The organism is Halobellus captivus (assembly GCF_007655485.1).
Taxonomy (GTDB): Archaea; Halobacteriota; Halobacteria; order Halobacteriales; family Haloferacaceae; genus Haloquadratum; species Haloquadratum captivum.
In genome coordinates this window covers 844,850-860,411 of record NZ_VJXQ01000001.1, presented here as the reverse complement: position 1 = coordinate 860,411, position 15,562 = coordinate 844,850, and the positions used below count along the sequence as shown (strand labels likewise).

Below are 15,562 nucleotides of genomic sequence, written 5' to 3'. Positions count from 1 at the left end.
GATGGTAACCCTCATAGTCGTTCGAACGGTTCTCGCCGTATGGACGTTACCCGCCTCCCGCTCGGGAACACGGTCTTCGAGGGGCAGAACAACGCGTATCTGATCGACGGGGATGTGACGACGCTGATCGACGTCGGCATCGCGATGGCCGACGTGCGCGCCGATCTGCTCGACGGGCTCTCCGCTGCCGGTGTCTCTCTCGCCGATCTCGATCAGATTCTGCTGACGCACTGGCACCCCGATCACAGCGGTCTCGCGGGAGAAATCCAAGCAGAGTCTGGAGCGACGGTATACGCACACGAGGACGACCTCCCGCTCGTCGCCGGTGACGAGGACGCCGCTGCGGACCTCCGCGAACTCCGGGAGCGGCGCTTCGACGAGTGGGGAATCTCCGACGCGAAGCGCGCGGAGTTGGAAGGCATACAAGCCGATTTCGAGGCGGTCGCGGGCGAGCCGAGCGACACGCGGGCGCTTTCGGACGGCGATCGAATCGCCGCTGGCGACGGAGAGCTGTCGGTGTGGCACCTCCCGGGACACGCCGCCGGACACGTCGCCTTCGCGTACGAGACGGAGGACGGCGGGAGCGTGCCGACAAACGGCGCGACCGACGCGGACGCGGTCGACGAACCGCTCTCGGTGGCGTTCGTCGGCGACGTGATTCTTCCCGTGTACACCCCCAACGTGGGTGGTGCGGACCTCCGACTCGAACGGCCGCTTCAGCGGTACGTCGACAGTCTCGACCGACTCATCGACCGCGACCTCGACTTCGCGTGGCCGGGGCACCGCGATCCGATCACGGACCCGTCGGAGCGCGCCCGCGTGATCCGGTCGCACCACGTCGAGCGGACGCAGCGGGTCATCGACGTCCTCGGGGAACACGGCCCCGCGGACGCGTGGACAGTGAGCGCCCACCTCTTCGGCGAACTCGAAGACATCCACATTCTTCACGGTCCGGGCGAGGCGTTCGCGCACTTGGATCACCTCGAACACGCCGGTGCGGTCGAACGCGACGGCACGGCCTACCGATTGGTCGACTCTGACCCGGATGTCTCGGCGCTGTTCTCGAAGACGAAATACTGAAACGCTGTGACCGGTAAGGAAGCCGTATGGAACTGCGGGTCATCGACAAGACGGAAGAGGAACTCCGCATCGAGGTCGCCGGTGAGGATCACACCTTTATGAACGTGATCAAGGGCGCGCTCTTGGAGACCGACGGGGTCGCGGCCGCGACCTACGATGTGAACCCCGAGCAGTCGGGCGGTCAGACCGAGCCGATCCTCTCGATCAAGACCGAATCCGGGGTCGACCCGCTCGACGCCCTCGCGGAGGCGTCTCAGGACGTCCAGAACATGGTCGATACCTTCTCCTCGGAGTTCGAGGCGGCCGCGCCGTAGGTCTTCGCTCTCGCGACGCTGGCACCTAATATCGAAGTCTCTGGCGTCGGAACCGTGTTACAGTCGAACGGGAACGCCGCGCTCGTCGAGGTACTCCTTCGTCTCCCGGATGCTGTAGTCGCCGAAGTGGAAAATCGACGCCGCGAGCCCGGCGTCGGCACCCGCGTCGGTGAACACTTCGTACATATCCTCAGGACCGCCGCAGCCGGAGGAGGCGATGACAGGCGTCGACACCGCGTCGCAGACGGCCTTCGTCAGCGGGATATCGTAGCCGTCTTTGGTCCCGTCGGCGTCGATAGAGTTCACGAACAGTTCGCCCGCGCCGCGCGATTCGGCCTCGCGGGCCCACTCGACGACGTCGACGCCGGTTCCCTCGCGGCCGCCCTTCACCGTGCACTCGAACCAGCAGGACTCGCCGTCGACGTCGACGTAGTGCTCGCCGCGCTCGTCGAAGCGCCGCCGCGCGTCGACTGAGATAACGATGCACTGCGAGCCGAACGCCCGCGCGCCCTCGGCGATCAGGTCCGGGTTCTCCAGTGCGGCCGTGTTGATCGAGACTTTGTCCGCGCCAGCGCGGAGCGTCTCTTTGATGTCGTCTGTACTCCGAATGCCGCCGCCGACGGTGAGCGGAATGAACACCTCGTCGGCGACCCGCGAGACGGTATCGAGCATCGTCTCCCGACCCGACGCGGAGGCGGTGATGTCGAGGAAGACGAACTCGTCGGCCCCGGCCTCGTTGTACAGCTTGGCCATCTCGACCGGATCGCCGGTGTACTGCAGGTCCTCGAAGTTGACGCCGGTGTAGACGGCGGGGTTCCCGTCGTCGTCGAGGTCGACGTCGATGCAGGGGATGATCCGCTTCGTGAGCATTTGTTATCTCATCATTCGCGGATCGGCCGCTTGACGGTTTCGACTACGACGCCGATCCGACTTCCGAAGGCCGCACCCACTGATTCATCCAGCCGTCCACCCACTGATTCATCCAGCCGTCCACCCACCCGCTCCCCAACCCATCCACCCCTCAATGTATCCACTTACTCCCCAACCCATCCACTCCGCGTGCGGGAATTTATATATCGAGACGCGGCCAGACGGCGTGTGTGCTGAGACCGACCGCGACGCGGACGCGGGTGTGCGACACGGCGCGTCGCGGGTTGGAGCGAGTGCGAGCATCGACGGGTTCTCCGCTGATCTCGTCGATGCAGCGGCAACGCGCTCTGCGGCGTGTCGCCTGTTCGCCCTCTCGAAAGGAATCAGCGCCGCGAGTGGCGATTCGGGAGCGTTTTAGTAGTCGGCGTCCCACGCTTCGCGTATGAGCGACCACGACGAGCACGGTGACGATCACGGATACGACGAACACGGCGACGGCCACGGTCCCGACGAACACGGGAGCGAGCTGGTGGAAACGCGCGTCACCTCGCCGATGCAGGAATACGGGATGGGCCGAGTGACGACGGGGCTGATCGTCCTCGCCATCGGCCTCGTTGTCGTCTTCGGCATCCCGCTTCTCGTCTGAAATACGGTTCCTTCCTCTCGAATCTCGATCGAACAGCGGCTGCTATCTCCAGTCGGGTCGGCCCGCTCGACGAGCCGATTCAGTCCAGTTCGGCGGCGAGGACGTCGCGGAGCGACGCGATCGTCTCGGCGTCGACCGCGAGAGTCTCGCCAGCCACCGAGACCGACAGCGTTCCGTCGGTCGTCGCCTCGCCCAGCGTCGTCACCGGCGCGACACCGTCGAACGCGTCGGCGACGGCGTCGGGATCGATCGTCTCGACGACCGCGCGACCGGGCGTCTCCTCGAAGAGCGCCGCGAGGTCGTCGACCGCGAGGTCAGCGCCCGCGTCGGACGTCACCATCTCCGCGAGCGCCACCGCCAGCCCGCCGTTGCTGACGTCGTGGACGGCGAGCGTCGATTCGGCGTCCGCGACGTCCGCGAGCGTCGCGACGGCCTCGCTCGCGTTCTCCGGAAGCGTCGGGAAGCGATCCGAACCGCCCAGTTGCGCGAGTAGTTCTGAGCCGCCGAGCGCGTCGCTTCCCTCGCCGACGAGGAGCACGGATCCGTCACCGTCGAACGCCGCGGGCGGGGCGTCGTAGCCAGCCTTCGCCCCGACCATCGCGAGCGTCGGCGTCGGGGGGATCGGCCCCGCGACCGAGTCGTTGTACAGCGAGACGTTGCCGCCGACGACCGGGACCGAGAGGTCGCGGCACATATCGGCGAGGCCGTCGACGACGGCCTTGAAGCCGCCGTAGACGTCGGGTTTCTCGGGATTACCGCCGTTGAGACAGTCGACCGCGGCCAGTGGCGTCGCTCCCTTCGCGGCGAGGTTCGTCGCGTTCTCTAACGCGACCGCGCGGGCACCGTCGTAGGGCGCGCACGCGGTCCACGCGGGAACCGCTCCCGCCGAGATCGCGAGGCCCGTCCCGGCCTCGCGGATCGCGAGCACCGCGGCGTCGTCGCCCGGGAGCAACGCCGTCCGCGCGCCGACCTCGTGATCGTACTGGCGGTAGACCCAACGCTTCGAGGACGTGTTGGGCGCGCTCACGACCGCCTCGAACGCCGATTCGAGGTCGATCTCCGGCCGGTCCCGGTCGGGTTCTGTCGGTTCCACGCTGTCGAGATCGTTCATCGGCGCGCCGTCGGCGAGGAACTCCGGCGGTACGTCGACGACCGTCTCGCCGTCGAACGTACAGACGTAGTTCCCCTCGGCGACCTCGCCGATGACCGAGCAGCCGAGGTCGTAGCGCTCGGCGATATCGGCGACTGCGTCGACGTCCTCGGGCCGGACCTCATAGCACATCCGCTCTTGGGACTCGGCGAGGACGATCTCCAACGGGTTCATATTCGGCTCGCGCTGGTGGACGCGATCGAGGGCGATCCGCGCGCCGAACCCACCCTTCGCGACGAGTTCGGAGGACGCGCCGCCGAGACCCGCCGCGCCGAGGTCGCGGGCGGACTGGATCAGATCGGCGGCGATCAGGTCCTCGTTGGCCTCGATGAGCAATTTCTCCGAGTAGGGATCGCCGACCTGTACGGCGGGCCGATCCTCGGTCTCTGCATCCTCCGCGAGGTCCTCGCTCGCGAACGACGCGCCGCCGAGGCCGTCTCGACCCGTCGCGTTGCCGACGAGGACGAGTTTGTTCCCCGCATTCTGCGCCTCGGCGGTCACGAGGCGCTCCTCGTCGAGGAGCCCGACGCAGGCGACGTTGACCAGCGGGTTTCCCTCGTACCCGTCGTGGAACTCGACGCTGCCTCCCACAGTGGGAACGCCGATCGCGTTGCCGTAATCGGCGATTCCCTCGACGACGCCGTCGAGGAGGTACCGGGTGTGTTCGCGGTCGAAGCCGCCGAAGTAGAGGCTGTCCGTCAGCGCGACGGGATACGCGCCCATCGAGAGCGTGTCGCGGACGATGCCGCCGACGCCCGTCGCCGCACCGTCGTAGGGGTCGACGTAGGAGGGGTGGTTGTGGCTCTCGATACCCATCGTGATGTACGTCTCCCCGTCGGATTCGCCGCCGTTGTCCGGGAGTCGAACCACGGCGGCGTCGTCGCCGGGGCCGACGACGACCTGCTCGCCCTCCGAATCGAACGCGGAGAGGAGCGGCCGTGACGAGCGGTACGCACAGTGTTCGCTCCAGAGGTTCTCGAACAGTGCGGCCTCCGTCGGAGTGGGGTCGCGGCCGAGTTCGGCCGTTACGAGTTCGCGGTCAGCGTCCGGCAGGCTCATTCACTTCCCTGTTCAAGAAGAGCGAATTAATGCTTTTCTGTGTGCACGTACGTGCATTGATCGGTCGCGACCGGGCGGCACCGCCGGGACCGGCGATCGGATCGGGCCGCTTTTTTAATCGCGGCGACTACCCACTTCCGTGCTATCGGTCGAGCTGCACTCGCACTCGTCGCTGTCGTACGACGGCCGCGACCCCGTCGAACTGCTCTTAGCGCAGGCGCAGGCCGTCGGCCTCGACGCGCTCGCGATCACGGACCACGACGAGATCGACGCCAGCCTCGAAGCCGCCGAGTTGGCTTCGGAGTACGATCTCGTCGGCATCACCGGGATGGAGGTGACGTCGGCGGCCGGACACGTCCTCGCGTTCGGTATCGACGAACTCGTCCCCGCGGGACTCTCCTACGACGAAACGCTCGATCGGATTCACGAACAAGGCGGCATCGCCGTCGTTCCGCACCCGTTTCAGTCCTCTCGACACGGCGTCGCCGCACACATCACCGGCGACCAACTCGCCGCGGCCGACGCCATCGAGGTGTACAACTCGCGACTGTTCACCGGCTTGGCGAACCGGAAGGCCGACCGCTTCGCGACCGCTCGCGGGATGCCGAAAACGGCCGGGAGCGACGCCCACATCAGCGAGATGGTCGGACAGGCCGTGACCGACGTGGCGACCGACGACCGCTCGGCGTCCGGGATTCTGGATGCGATCGCCGCGGGCGAGACGACGGTCGTCGGCAGCCGGACCCCGTGGCGCATCTCCTTCCGGCAGTTCGGCGGCGGCGTCAAGCGCCGGATCAAGCGCACCATCTCGGACCTGGTGTAGATGGCCGCCCCCGTTGATTCGCCGGACGACGTCGTCGATGGGGCCGATCCTGCGACCGTTCGACGCGCGATCGAAACGGGCGAGGCGCTGCCGGGGACCGCGGGATTCGCGGGCGTCGTCGACGGAACGATCGTTCGCGACGTGCTCGGCCGTCGACCGCTCTTCGTCGATACCGATGACCCTTCAGCGTGGGCGTTCGACCGACGGGACCTCTCGGATCCGGTCTCCGTCTCGGCGGGGACAGTCGCGACTCTCGGCGAGCACTTCCGTGAGGCCGATCGAGACAGGCCGCGCTGGACGCTCCCCGACTTCGACCCGGTCGATGGCGACGATCGAGCTCTCCAACGGGTGCGGGATGCGGTACTCGCCCGAACGCGAGCGGTCGGCGCGAGCGACGACGCGTCCGCCGACGATGTCGCCGTCGCGTTTTCCGGCGGCGTCGATAGCGCTGTCGTCGCCGCGGGCGTCCCGGACGCACCCTGTTACGTCGCGGGCTTCGAGGGGAGTCACGACGTCGGGGCCGCTCGGGACGCAGCGGCGAGGATGGATCGAGAGCTCCGCGTGGTCGAACTCGCCCACGACGACCTCCTCGACGCGATTCCGACGCTCGTCGACGCGCTCGGTCGAACGAACCCGATGGATCTCTCGATCGCACTTCCCCTCTATCTCGTCGCCGAGCGCGTCGCGGCAGACGGCTTCGACCGCCTCGCGCTCGGGCAGGGCGCGGACGAACTGTTCGGCGGCTACGCGAAGGTGGCGAAGGCCCCCGGGGACCCGCGGGTCGAGGCCGACACCGTTCGCGGGGCGCGCCGGGAGCTGCTGGCCACGGTTCCCGCACAGGCCGAACGCGACGTGCTCGCGATCCGGGCGGCGAGCGTCGAACCGGTCACGCCGCTGCTGCACGACGACGTCGTCGAGGCGGCGCTGGGGCTCCCCGGACACCTCCTCGTCGACGGCGACCGGCGGAAGGTCGCGCTGCGGGAGGCCGCCCGCGGCGCCGTCCCTGATTCGGTTCGAAGAGCGGACAAGAAGGCCGTCCAGTACGGGACGTACGTCTCTCGGGAACTGGATCGGTTGGCCCGACAGGCCGGGTACAAACGCCGGATGGAGAACCACGTCGAACGGTACGTCCGCGCGCTCGTTGACGACGGACCCGTCCGCCCGCCCGACGAAGACGACGGGGCATAGTCGCGTCGCCTGGGGGCGCTACTCCGCTGCGGTGGATGCGACGTTTTCGGCGGCCTCGATCGCTTCCAGCGAGAACTGCACGGTGTCGGGATCGACGTCGCTCTCGCGGAGTTCGGTCTCGTCGTACCACTCCCACGCCTCGGTATCGGCCTCGTCGTCGCCCGCGGGGTCGATCTCGCGGGAATCCACGCGGGCGTAGTAGACGTGATCGATGTGCTGGTGCCCGGCAGTGCCGTCCGGGTGGACGTTGATGTCGTAGAGCATCTGGTGTCGCGGTCGCGGCAGCACCCGTCCGGCGGGGGCGTCGACGTCGTCGGTACCATCCAAAAGTTCCGCGTCGAGCCCGGTCTCCTCCCGGACTTCCCGCAGTCCCGCCTCGTGCGGGAGTTCGTCGCGGTCGACGTGCCCGCCCGGCGGCACGCGGATCCCGAGGCGCTCGTGGTGATGCAGCGCGACGGCCCCGCTCTCGACGATGTAGACCGTCGCGGTGAAGTGCCGTGTCGTCTCCATACGCGGCGATGCGCCGGAGCGTAGGTGGCTTTTACTGTTCGGGCTCAGCGACGGCGATCAACCGGCGGACGCGATCGCCGAAACGCCGCGACGACTCCCCACGTCCGGCGTTCGAGTGCCAGCCGCGGCCCGTTGGGTGGGAGTGGAAGGGGCAGGGGCGTCCGAGTTGTTGACAACGGCGATTCCTGTCGTCTCCCACTCTCCGACTCCGTATAACGCGCACCGAAACTCTTACTCCCGGGCCACGGTTCCTCTCGGATATGAGCGAGACGCCCGTCGACGCCGAGGACGTCGAACACGTCGCGGAGTTAGCCCGCGTCGATCTCGACGCCGAGGAGGTCGATGCGTTCACGGCGCAGTTCGCGGAGATCCTCGAGTACTTCGAGGCCCTCGATGAAGTGCCCGAAGTCGAGAGCGAGGCCGACCTGGTGAACGTGATGCGTTCCGACGAGGTTCGAGCGAGCCTCTCCCAGGAGGAGGCGCTCGGGAACGCCGCGGAGACCGAAGACGGCTTCTTCAAGGGGCCGCGGGTGTCCTAATGAGTCTGAACGCGTTCATCACCGAGGAGACGATCGAGGGCGACGGTGACGGCCCGCTCGCGGATATGACGGTGGCCGTCAAGGACAACATCAGCACCGAGGGCGTGCGGACGACCTGCGGTTCCGCGATGCTGGAGACGTACGTGCCCCCCTACGACGCGACCGTCGTCGAGCGGCTGAAAGGAGCTGGAGCGACGATCATCGGAAAGGCGAATATGGACGAGTTCGGGATGGGCGGCACAACCGAGACGTCGGCGTACGGGGCCACGAAGAACCCCGTCGACGAGGGACACGTCCCCGGCGGCTCCTCCGGCGGCTCGGCGGCCGCGGTCGCCGCTGGCGAGGCCGACCTCGCGCTCGGTTCCGACACGGGCGGCTCCGTTCGGAACCCGGCGGCGTTCTGCGGGGTCGTCGGCATCAAGCCGACCTACGGGCTCGTCTCGCGATATGGGCTCGTCGCGTACGCGAATTCCCTCGAACAGATCGGCCCGATCGCCCGGAACGTCGAGGACGCGGCCGCGCTCTTGGACGTGATTTCGGGACCCGACCCCCGCGATTCGACGACGCGGTTCGACGTCGGCGGCGAGGGTTCGGGCGCAGCTGCGACCGCTGACGACACCCACCCCGCGACCGACTCGGAGTACGCCGCCGCAGCCGACGGCGACGTCGACAGCACGACGATCGGCGTCGTCACCGACTTACTGGACGGCGCGGACGACCGCGTCGTCGAGCGCTTCGAGGCCGCGATCGACGACCTACGCGCGCAGGGCGCGGAGACCGTCGACGTCTCGCTCGAATCGGTCGAGCACGCGGTGCAGGCGTACTACGTCATCGCGATGTCGGAGGCCTCCTCGAACCTGGCGCGCTTCGACGGCGTTCGGTACGGGAAGTCCGGCGGCTACGAGGGCAACTGGAACGACGCCTTCGCCAGCGCCCGCGAGGAAGGCTTCGGCGAGGAAGTGAAGCGTCGGATCCTGCTCGGCACGTTCGCGCTGTCCGCGGGCTACCACGACAAGTACTACAAGAAGGCGCAGGACGCCCGCGCGTGGGTAAAACACGACTTCGACGACGCCTTCGAGCGCGCGGACGTGCTCGCGACGCCGACGATGCCCGTCCTCCCGCCCGCGCTCGGCGAGAGTCTCGACGATCCCCTTCAGCTCTACCTGATGGACGCCAACACCGTGCCGGTGAACCTCGCGAACCTCCCGGCGATCTCGGTGCCCGCTGGCGAGGCAGACGGCCTGCCGGTCGGGCTACAGCTGATCGGTCCGAAGTTCGGCGAGGAAGCGATCATCCGGGCGGCATCGGCCGTCGAGAACTGACGCGACTCCGCTTTGCGGCGGACCGCCGTTTTTCGTTCCCGACGCGGATTCGTCTCTTTTCGACCCTCTCGACAGGCTCTGTCGCTACCGCTGCCAGTACTCCGGCATCAAGAGCACGAGCACCGGGAGGATCTCCAGCCGACCGATCCACATCAGGAAGACGAAGAGCAGTTTACTCGGCTCCGAGAGCGATAGGTACCCGCCCATCGGTCCGAACTGTCCGAACGCCGGGCCGACGTTGCCGATGGCGGTCGCGGACACAGAGACGACTTCCAACACGGTGACGCTGAGTCCGACACGGTGGGCGTCGAGGAAGAACAGCACTGCCGCCAGTACGAAGAGTGCGAGATAGAGGGACGTGAAGGCGTAAATCCCGCGAAGCGCGCGCTCGTCGATCGGGTTGCCGCCGAGTCGAACCGGCCGGACGGCTTCCGGGTGGGCGGTCGTAAATAGCTCTCGGCGAACGGCCTTGAGAATCACGTACCACCGGACGATCTTCACCGCACCGCCGGTCGATCCCGCCGAACCGCCGACGAAGATCCCGAAGAGGAGGATCCCCTTCCCGGCGGGGCCCCACGCGTTGAAGTCCATACTCGCGTACCCGGTGGTCGTCACGATCGCTGCCGCCTGGAACAGCGCGTGTCGGATCGCGGGTTCGGCCTGCCCGGCGATTGCCGCGCTCACGCCGTCGAGATACACGGCGTCGTACGTCCCGCCCGCGGGTGCTGTCGCGGCGAAGCCGCCGGTGAAGAGCACCCCGGCCAAGAGCGCGGTGAACGTCCCCAGCACGCCGAGGTAAAACTTGAACTCCGCGTCACGGAACAGCCGCGTCGAGTCGCCGGACAGCACGTGCCAGAACAGCGCGAAGTTCGTCCCGGCGGCGATCATGAACGGAATGATGATCCACTGTGCCGCAGCGCTGAACGCCTCGATGCTCCGTGCCTCGGGTGAGAACCCGCCGGTCGGCATCGTCGTCAGCCCGTGGGCGACCGCGTTGTACAGCGTCATCCCGTCGTCGATCCCGGCGACCGACAGCGAGTACAGGAGGAGAATTTCGAGGAGGGTCAATCCGAGGTACGCCCCCCACAGCGCTCGCGCCGTTTCGGCGATCCGGGGCGTGAGCTTCTCGATTCCCGGGCCGGGCGCTTCCGCGTCCATCAGCTGCGCGCCGCCGACGGAGAGCTCCGGCAGGATCGCGACCGCGAGGACGACGATCCCCATTCCGCCGAGCCACTGCGTGAGCTGTCGCCAGAGCATAACCGAGCGCGTGTGCGACTCGAAGGAGATGTCGCCGAGGACGGTCGCCCCCGTCGTGGTGAATCCGCTCATCGCCTCGAACAGCGCGTTCTCGGGGTTCGCAAGCGTCGACCCCGGATGGGTCGCAGCGATCAGCGGCGGCAGGCCGTGCGCCTCGATCAGGTACGGGACCGCGCCGATGAGAGCGACGGTGAGCCAGGTGAGTGCCACCATCAGGAACCCCTCGCGGGCGCGCAGGTCCGGGTCGCGATGGAGGCGTTCGAGTCCGACGCCGACGGCGACGGTGAGCGCGATGGTCGCGACGAACGGGACGACGGTCTCACCGTAGTACAGCGCCACGACCAACGGGAGACACAGCGGAACGGCGAGATATTTCAGGACGGAACCGACGAGGCTCAGGCTGGCCCGCACGTCGACGCGAAGCTGGACGCTCATAACTGGGCGGTCACGTCATCCACGACGTCGATATCGGCGAAGACGACGACGTGATCGCCGACCTTGATGACGGTGTCTCCGCGAGGGGTGATGAACTCGCGCTCGCGCGTGATTGCGCCGATGACGACGCCCGGGGGGAGGTCCCGAGCGGACTCCTGGATCGGTCGCCCCGCGAGCACGCTCTCGGCGTCGATCTCGATTTCGAGGACCTCGGCCTTGTCGGACTCGATGAGCGCGACGTTTTCGGCGTCGCCGTCGAGCGTAAATCGGGAGATCTCCTCGGCGACGACGCCCCGCGGGCTGACGCCGACGTCGACGCCGACGGTCTCGAAGAGGTCTACGTACTCGGCCGCGTCGATGATCGCGATCGTCCGCTCGACGCCCATCCGCGCGGCGAGTAGTGAGACGAGGAGGTTCTTCTCGTCGGAGTCGAGCGCGGACACGACGGCGTCGGCGTCGCCGATGTGCTCGCGTTCGAGGAACTCGATGTCTGTCGCGTCCGATTCCATCACGACCGTTTTCGGGAGCCGCTCTGCGAGCTCGCGAGCGCGCTCGCCGTCGCGCTCGATGAGACGGGGGGTGAAGTCGCGCTCTTCGAGCAGCCGTGCGACGTGATAGCCGATCTCGGAACCGCCGACGATGACGACCTCCTCTGCGGTGCCGGGCGATTCGTTGGGAGCGACCGATCGGGCGAACTCCTGGACGCTCTCGGGAGATCCGATCACCACGACGCGGTCGTCGGGCTCGATCACCGTCTCCCCGCGGACGATCTCGACGCAGCCGTTTCGGAGGATCGCGACGAACGTCAGCGAGTCGAAGCGGTCGGCCTCGGCGACGGTCTGGTTCGCGACCGGACTGTCGGCGTCGACCTCGAACTCGGCCATCTGTACCTGCCCGCCCGCGAACGGGTCGACGTCGCGCGCGGCGGGGAGGCCGATCATCCGGACGATCGACTCCGCGGCCAGGAGGTTCGTACAGACCATAAAGTCGACGCCGAAGGCGCGTTTCGAACGCTCCCACGTCCGGAGATACTCCGTGTTCTTCACTCGGGCGATGGTGAACGCATCGGAAACCGCTTTCACCGTCGAGCAGACGACGATATTGGTCTCGTCGTCGTCGGTCGAGGCGATCACCATATCGACGTCCTCGATTCCGGCCTCTTCGAGTGTGGACACGGAGGTCCCGTCGCCGGTCACGCCGAGGACGTCGAGCGAGTAGTTCAACTCCTCAACGCGATCTGCGTCGCAGTCGACGACGATCACCTCGTGCGTGCCCGCGAGGTCGGCCGCGATGCTCGATCCGACCTGCCCCGCTCCGACGATCACGACGCGCACGGGGAGTCACCCGGATTCATTCTCTCAGAGAGTGTCCGACGAGGACGTATTTCTCTTTCGGCATCGGTCTGAATCGACTAGAACGCCGTATTCGACGCCGACGCGCCCGCTTACTTCGATTCCCTTCCGATTCAATACTGATCTGCTTTCGAGTGTCTTTCCATTCCCTTCCGATTCGGATTCGGTTTCTTTCGATCAGGTTCGCCGCTCGACGGTGAGATCGACCGGACGCGGTTCGCCTTCGAGGTCGGCGACGATTCGTTCGACGATCCGCTGGGCCTCACTCGCGATCGCGGGCTTGAGTCGATCGACCACCCAACCCAGCGAAACGAACCGCGGCAGGTCGATGCCGCCCTCGTTCGCCGAGGTGGGGTCGTACGACACCTCGAAGGAGACGCGAGAGGCGGTGTTCGCCCAGTCGGGGGCACCATCGGGGAGTTCGTCGAGTTCCTCGATGCGCCAGCGGCCGCTTGCGTTGAGGTTCCGTACGACTCGCCACTCGATGCGCTCCGGCGGATCGACTTCCGTGACCTCCGACTCGACGGTGTAGGTGAGTTTCCACCAGGCGAACCGCAGCGCGTAGCGGGTTCCCGGGCCGCCGTCGCCGCGTCGCCTGACGACGTCGCGGAGGTGGTCGGCGTACGCCTCGTATCGGGGGAAGTCGACGAGGAGATCGTACGCCTCTTCGGGCGGAGCGTAGACCACGGTGCTGACGACGAGTTCGTCCACGCCGGTCGGTTGGCGGGAGAGACAGAAAGCGTTGTGGGCGGCGAGAGCCGGACCGGTGTCCCTCGTTCGCACGCCCATCGCTGGATCGGAACGCACTTGTTGTCGAACGGTCATATTTGACACGATGGTCGGGGCGACCCTCCGAGATATCAGCCGACACGTCGATTGCCTTTCGGCCCCGGGCGGCCCGTACGCGGTCGTCTGCGGGCGCACCGGCTGTGAACCACATCCGGTATCGGGTCGCCGCTTCGATGACAGAGACACCGCCGCGGAGGCCGCGGAGGCCGCCGCGGAGTACCGCGCGACGCTTCGCCAGTACGACCCACAGGTCCCGTTCTACGAGCCGCTCGTTCACGACGTTGAGGACACGCCGCCCGGCGTCGCGACGACCGGGGATGCGGATCCGCGGTTTCGGTACCTCGAGTTCTGTCACAACGTCGCAGGAGCGACCTTCGAGGCGCTCTCGGACGCATCGTTGCGCGAGGTCGAGACCGCGGCGATGGAGACGTACCTGACGCTCGCGGAGGTCGTCGAGGACCGCGATGACTTCTGTCTCACGATGCTGTGGAGCGTCACGAGCGAACTCGCGCTCCGCGCGGACCGGAACCAACGGGCCCACGTCGTCGACGCGGCCGCTGCGGCGCTCCGCGGGCCGAACGCGCCGTCGACGGTCGGTCCCGACGAGGCGCTGCGCGCGACGATCGAGACGCTCGAACGCGTCGGGTTCGTCGACGCGAACTCCGTTGCCGTCGGCGCCGGATCGGATCGCTGGCGCGTGACGTTCGGCGACTACGCCCTCGCCGAGCGGACCGGTCGACTGCCGACGCTCCCGCTCTCGGTCGCGCTCGCGAAGCGGCTCCCGCAGACGAACTTTAGCTTCACGGCGGCGACGCCGGTCGGCGAGGGGCGCTGGCAACTCGCCGTCGAACTCGACGAGACGCCTGACGGACTCGTTTCCGTCGACGCGACCGACGACGCGCGACTGTACGAGACTGACTCGACCTACTGAGTGACCCGTTCGAAGTCCTCCTGATTTGACTCGACACACTGGCTGGGACCGCTTCGACGCCACTGATCCGGTCCGACGCCCTCACTGATTCGCTTCGGCGAACTCCCACAACTCGGCGAACTCCCACAACTCGGCGTACTCTCCACTGTCTCGCGCTCGTTGGCATCGACCGTGAGACTCATCGGCAACGGTCGCCTTCCGGCGCGTATGACGGAGCAACAGACCGACACCAGTACTGTGGGTGACTGCGACACTGACGCGGATAGCGCGAGCGACACGGATAGCGCGAGCGACGCGGACGCGGCACGCGTCGTCATCGTCGGTGGCGGCGTCGCGGGGTTGACGGCGGCGACGTTCACCGCGCGCGCCGGACTCGACACCCTCGTCGTCGACACCGTGGGAGGAAGCCCCGCAGGCGGGCGGACGGAATCAGGCGACGCCGATCCCTCGGGCGATCGGAGGGCGTCCGGCGACCTTGACGAGAGCATCCTCGCGCGGAACGCCCACTTGGAGAACGTCCCCGGATTCCCCGGCGGCATCAACGCTCGGCAGTTCCTGGACCTCCTCGCCGAGCAGGCCGAGGAAAACGGCGCCCGTCGGCGGACCGGACGCGTCGCCGATATTGTACGGGGGAATAACGGATTCGAGGTTCGCGCGGTCGCACGGGACGACGACACGCGCCGGTTCCGGGCCGACGCCGTCGTCGCCGCGTCGTGGTCGGACGCGTCCTACTTGCACGGTCTCGGCGTCGAAACGCGCGAGGCGGGTTCGAAAGAGTACGTCGTCGTCGACGAGGTGGGTCGAACGAACGTCGACGGCGTCTACGCGGCCGGGCGCATCGCCGAGAAGTACCACCAGGCGATCGTCGCCGCGGGCCACGGCGCGGAGGTCGGCCTGACGGTCGTCCACGACTCCGACGTCCCGTACTACCACGACTGGGTCACGCCGGAAGGGTACTTCACCGACCGCGGACGCGAGGTCCCGCCCGGCTGCGAGGAGATCGACGCCGACGAACGCGCGCGCCGACACGCCGCTGGCCGAGAGCGGATGCGCGAGGCGCTCGCCGACCCGCATCCGGAGCCGCAGCGGACTCACCCCAGCCTCGTCGACGACGAACTGGGTCGACTCAACGAATAGCGTGGTCGGGTGAGCACCCAGCGAGACGACTGCCGTATCAGTGAGACGATTGCCACCCTCGACGGGGTCGTTTCTTCGCTCGAAACGCCTGAAGGATTGAATTGACCACTGCTGAAGTGATCAATTGTGACATTCAGTGACCACTTGCCGTCGGTTAGTT

15 protein-coding genes are annotated in these 15,562 nt (G+C 67.4%); 9 read left to right on the top strand and 6 right to left on the bottom strand.

Annotated elements, in window-relative coordinates:
• Positions 1–39: 39 nt before the first annotated feature.
• Positions 40–1,080: an MBL fold metallo-hydrolase gene (locus FJT57_RS04280; protein ID WP_144902008.1), complete on the top strand. Its 1,041-nt coding sequence runs from the start codon at positions 40–42 to the stop codon at positions 1,078–1,080.
• 26 nt (positions 1,081–1,106) lie between these two features.
• The gene (locus FJT57_RS04275) at positions 1,107–1,394 is read left to right on the top strand and encodes a DNA-directed RNA polymerase subunit L (protein ID WP_144902006.1); all 288 of its coding nucleotides are present in this window, start codon (positions 1,107–1,109) and stop codon (positions 1,392–1,394) included.
• Between the two features lie 57 nt (positions 1,395–1,451).
• Here the strand turns inward: FJT57_RS04275 and hisF are convergent, their stop codons facing one another.
• Positions 1,452–2,264, bottom strand: coding sequence for an imidazole glycerol phosphate synthase subunit HisF (gene hisF / locus FJT57_RS04270; protein WP_144902004.1), 813 nt, complete (start codon positions 2,262–2,264; stop codon positions 1,452–1,454).
• 442 nt (positions 2,265–2,706) lie between these two features.
• Here hisF and FJT57_RS04265 point away from each other — a divergent pair, with 442 nt between their 5' ends.
• Positions 2,707–2,910, top strand: a complete 204-nt coding sequence (locus FJT57_RS04265; protein WP_144902002.1) for a DUF7550 family protein — start codon at positions 2,707–2,709, stop codon at positions 2,908–2,910.
• A 79-nt stretch (positions 2,911–2,989) separates the two neighbouring features.
• Here FJT57_RS04265 and purL read toward each other — a convergent pair whose 3' ends face one another.
• A complete protein-coding gene (purL, locus tag FJT57_RS04260) occupies positions 2,990–5,119 on the bottom strand; it encodes a phosphoribosylformylglycinamidine synthase subunit PurL (protein WP_144902000.1) in 2,130 nt (709 codons plus the stop codon).
• A gap of 139 nt (positions 5,120–5,258) precedes the next feature.
• Here purL and FJT57_RS04255 point away from each other — a divergent pair, with 139 nt between their 5' ends.
• Both FJT57_RS04255 and FJT57_RS04250 read left to right on the top strand, forming a co-directional pair.
• A complete protein-coding gene (locus tag FJT57_RS04255; RefSeq protein WP_144901998.1) occupies positions 5,259–5,942 on the top strand; it encodes a PHP domain-containing protein in 684 nt (227 codons plus the stop codon).
• Positions 5,943–7,130: an asparagine synthase C-terminal domain-containing protein gene (locus FJT57_RS04250; RefSeq protein ID WP_144901996.1), complete on the top strand. Its 1,188-nt coding sequence runs from the start codon at positions 5,943–5,945 to the stop codon at positions 7,128–7,130.
• Positions 7,131–7,148: 18 nt separating this feature from the next.
• Here FJT57_RS04250 and FJT57_RS04245 read toward each other — a convergent pair whose 3' ends face one another.
• Complete coding sequence (locus FJT57_RS04245) at positions 7,149–7,640, bottom strand: NUDIX hydrolase (protein ID WP_144901994.1); 492 nt, start codon at positions 7,638–7,640, stop codon at positions 7,149–7,151.
• A gap of 260 nt (positions 7,641–7,900) precedes the next feature.
• Here FJT57_RS04245 and gatC point away from each other — a divergent pair, with 260 nt between their 5' ends.
• Positions 7,901–8,179: an Asp-tRNA(Asn)/Glu-tRNA(Gln) amidotransferase subunit GatC gene (gatC, locus tag FJT57_RS04240; protein WP_144901992.1), complete on the top strand. Its 279-nt coding sequence runs from the start codon at positions 7,901–7,903 to the stop codon at positions 8,177–8,179.
• A complete protein-coding gene (gatA, locus tag FJT57_RS04235; protein WP_144901990.1) occupies positions 8,179–9,501 on the top strand; it encodes an Asp-tRNA(Asn)/Glu-tRNA(Gln) amidotransferase subunit GatA in 1,323 nt (440 codons plus the stop codon). The genes gatC and gatA overlap by 1 nt, the downstream gene beginning before the upstream one ends.
• Before the next feature lie 84 nt (positions 9,502–9,585).
• On the opposite strand, the gene FJT57_RS04230 is transcribed toward gatA, so the two are convergent.
• From FJT57_RS04230 to FJT57_RS04220, 3 genes are all read right to left on the bottom strand, one after another.
• Positions 9,586–11,193, bottom strand: coding sequence for a TrkH family potassium uptake protein (locus FJT57_RS04230; protein ID WP_144901988.1), 1,608 nt, complete (start codon positions 11,191–11,193; stop codon positions 9,586–9,588).
• Positions 11,190–12,527, bottom strand: coding sequence for a Trk system potassium transporter TrkA (gene trkA / locus FJT57_RS04225; RefSeq protein WP_144901986.1), 1,338 nt, complete (start codon positions 12,525–12,527; stop codon positions 11,190–11,192). The genes FJT57_RS04230 and trkA overlap by 4 nt, the downstream gene beginning before the upstream one ends.
• Before the next feature lie 195 nt (positions 12,528–12,722).
• On the bottom strand, positions 12,723–13,256 hold the full coding sequence (locus FJT57_RS04220) for a type II toxin-antitoxin system RatA family toxin (protein ID WP_144902566.1): 534 nt from the start codon (positions 13,254–13,256) through the stop codon (positions 12,723–12,725).
• Between the two features lie 124 nt (positions 13,257–13,380).
• Here FJT57_RS04220 and FJT57_RS04215 point away from each other — a divergent pair, with 124 nt between their 5' ends.
• Entirely contained in the window at positions 13,381–14,265 is an 885-nt protein-coding gene (locus tag FJT57_RS04215) for a DUF7551 domain-containing protein (RefSeq protein WP_144901984.1), read from the top strand.
• Positions 14,266–14,472: 207 nt separating this feature from the next.
• Positions 14,473–15,402, top strand: coding sequence for an FAD-dependent oxidoreductase (locus FJT57_RS04210; protein WP_144901982.1), 930 nt, complete (start codon positions 14,473–14,475; stop codon positions 15,400–15,402).
• The last annotated feature ends 160 nt before the right edge of the window (positions 15,403–15,562 follow it).

What these genes read in the sequence shown, in the direction of transcription:
- FJT57_RS04280 (WP_144902008.1), top strand. Translation starts at nt 40, where the DNA reads ATGGACGTTACCCGCCTCCCGCTCGGGAACACGGTCTTCGAGGGGCAG.
- FJT57_RS04275 (WP_144902006.1), top strand. Translation starts at nt 1,107, where the DNA reads ATGGAACTGCGGGTCATCGACAAGACGGAAGAGGAACTCCGCATCGAG.
- FJT57_RS04265 (WP_144902002.1), top strand. Translation starts at nt 2,707, where the DNA reads ATGAGCGACCACGACGAGCACGGTGACGATCACGGATACGACGAACAC.
- gatC (WP_144901992.1), top strand. Translation starts at nt 7,901, where the DNA reads ATGAGCGAGACGCCCGTCGACGCCGAGGACGTCGAACACGTCGCGGAG.
- FJT57_RS04210 (WP_144901982.1), top strand. Translation starts at nt 14,473, where the DNA reads ATGACGGAGCAACAGACCGACACCAGTACTGTGGGTGACTGCGACACT.
- purL (WP_144902000.1), bottom strand. Translation starts at nt 5,119, where the DNA reads ATGAGCCTGCCGGACGCTGACCGCGAACTCGTAACGGCCGAACTCGGC.
- FJT57_RS04250 (WP_144901996.1), top strand. Translation starts at nt 5,943, where the DNA reads ATGGCCGCCCCCGTTGATTCGCCGGACGACGTCGTCGATGGGGCCGAT.
- FJT57_RS04230 (WP_144901988.1), bottom strand. Translation starts at nt 11,193, where the DNA reads ATGAGCGTCCAGCTTCGCGTCGACGTGCGGGCCAGCCTGAGCCTCGTC.
- gatA (WP_144901990.1), top strand. Translation starts at nt 8,179, where the DNA reads ATGAGTCTGAACGCGTTCATCACCGAGGAGACGATCGAGGGCGACGGT.
- hisF (WP_144902004.1), bottom strand. Translation starts at nt 2,264, where the DNA reads ATGCTCACGAAGCGGATCATCCCCTGCATCGACGTCGACCTCGACGAC.
- FJT57_RS04215 (WP_144901984.1), top strand. Translation starts at nt 13,381, where the DNA reads ATGGTCGGGGCGACCCTCCGAGATATCAGCCGACACGTCGATTGCCTT.
- FJT57_RS04245 (WP_144901994.1), bottom strand. Translation starts at nt 7,640, where the DNA reads ATGGAGACGACACGGCACTTCACCGCGACGGTCTACATCGTCGAGAGC.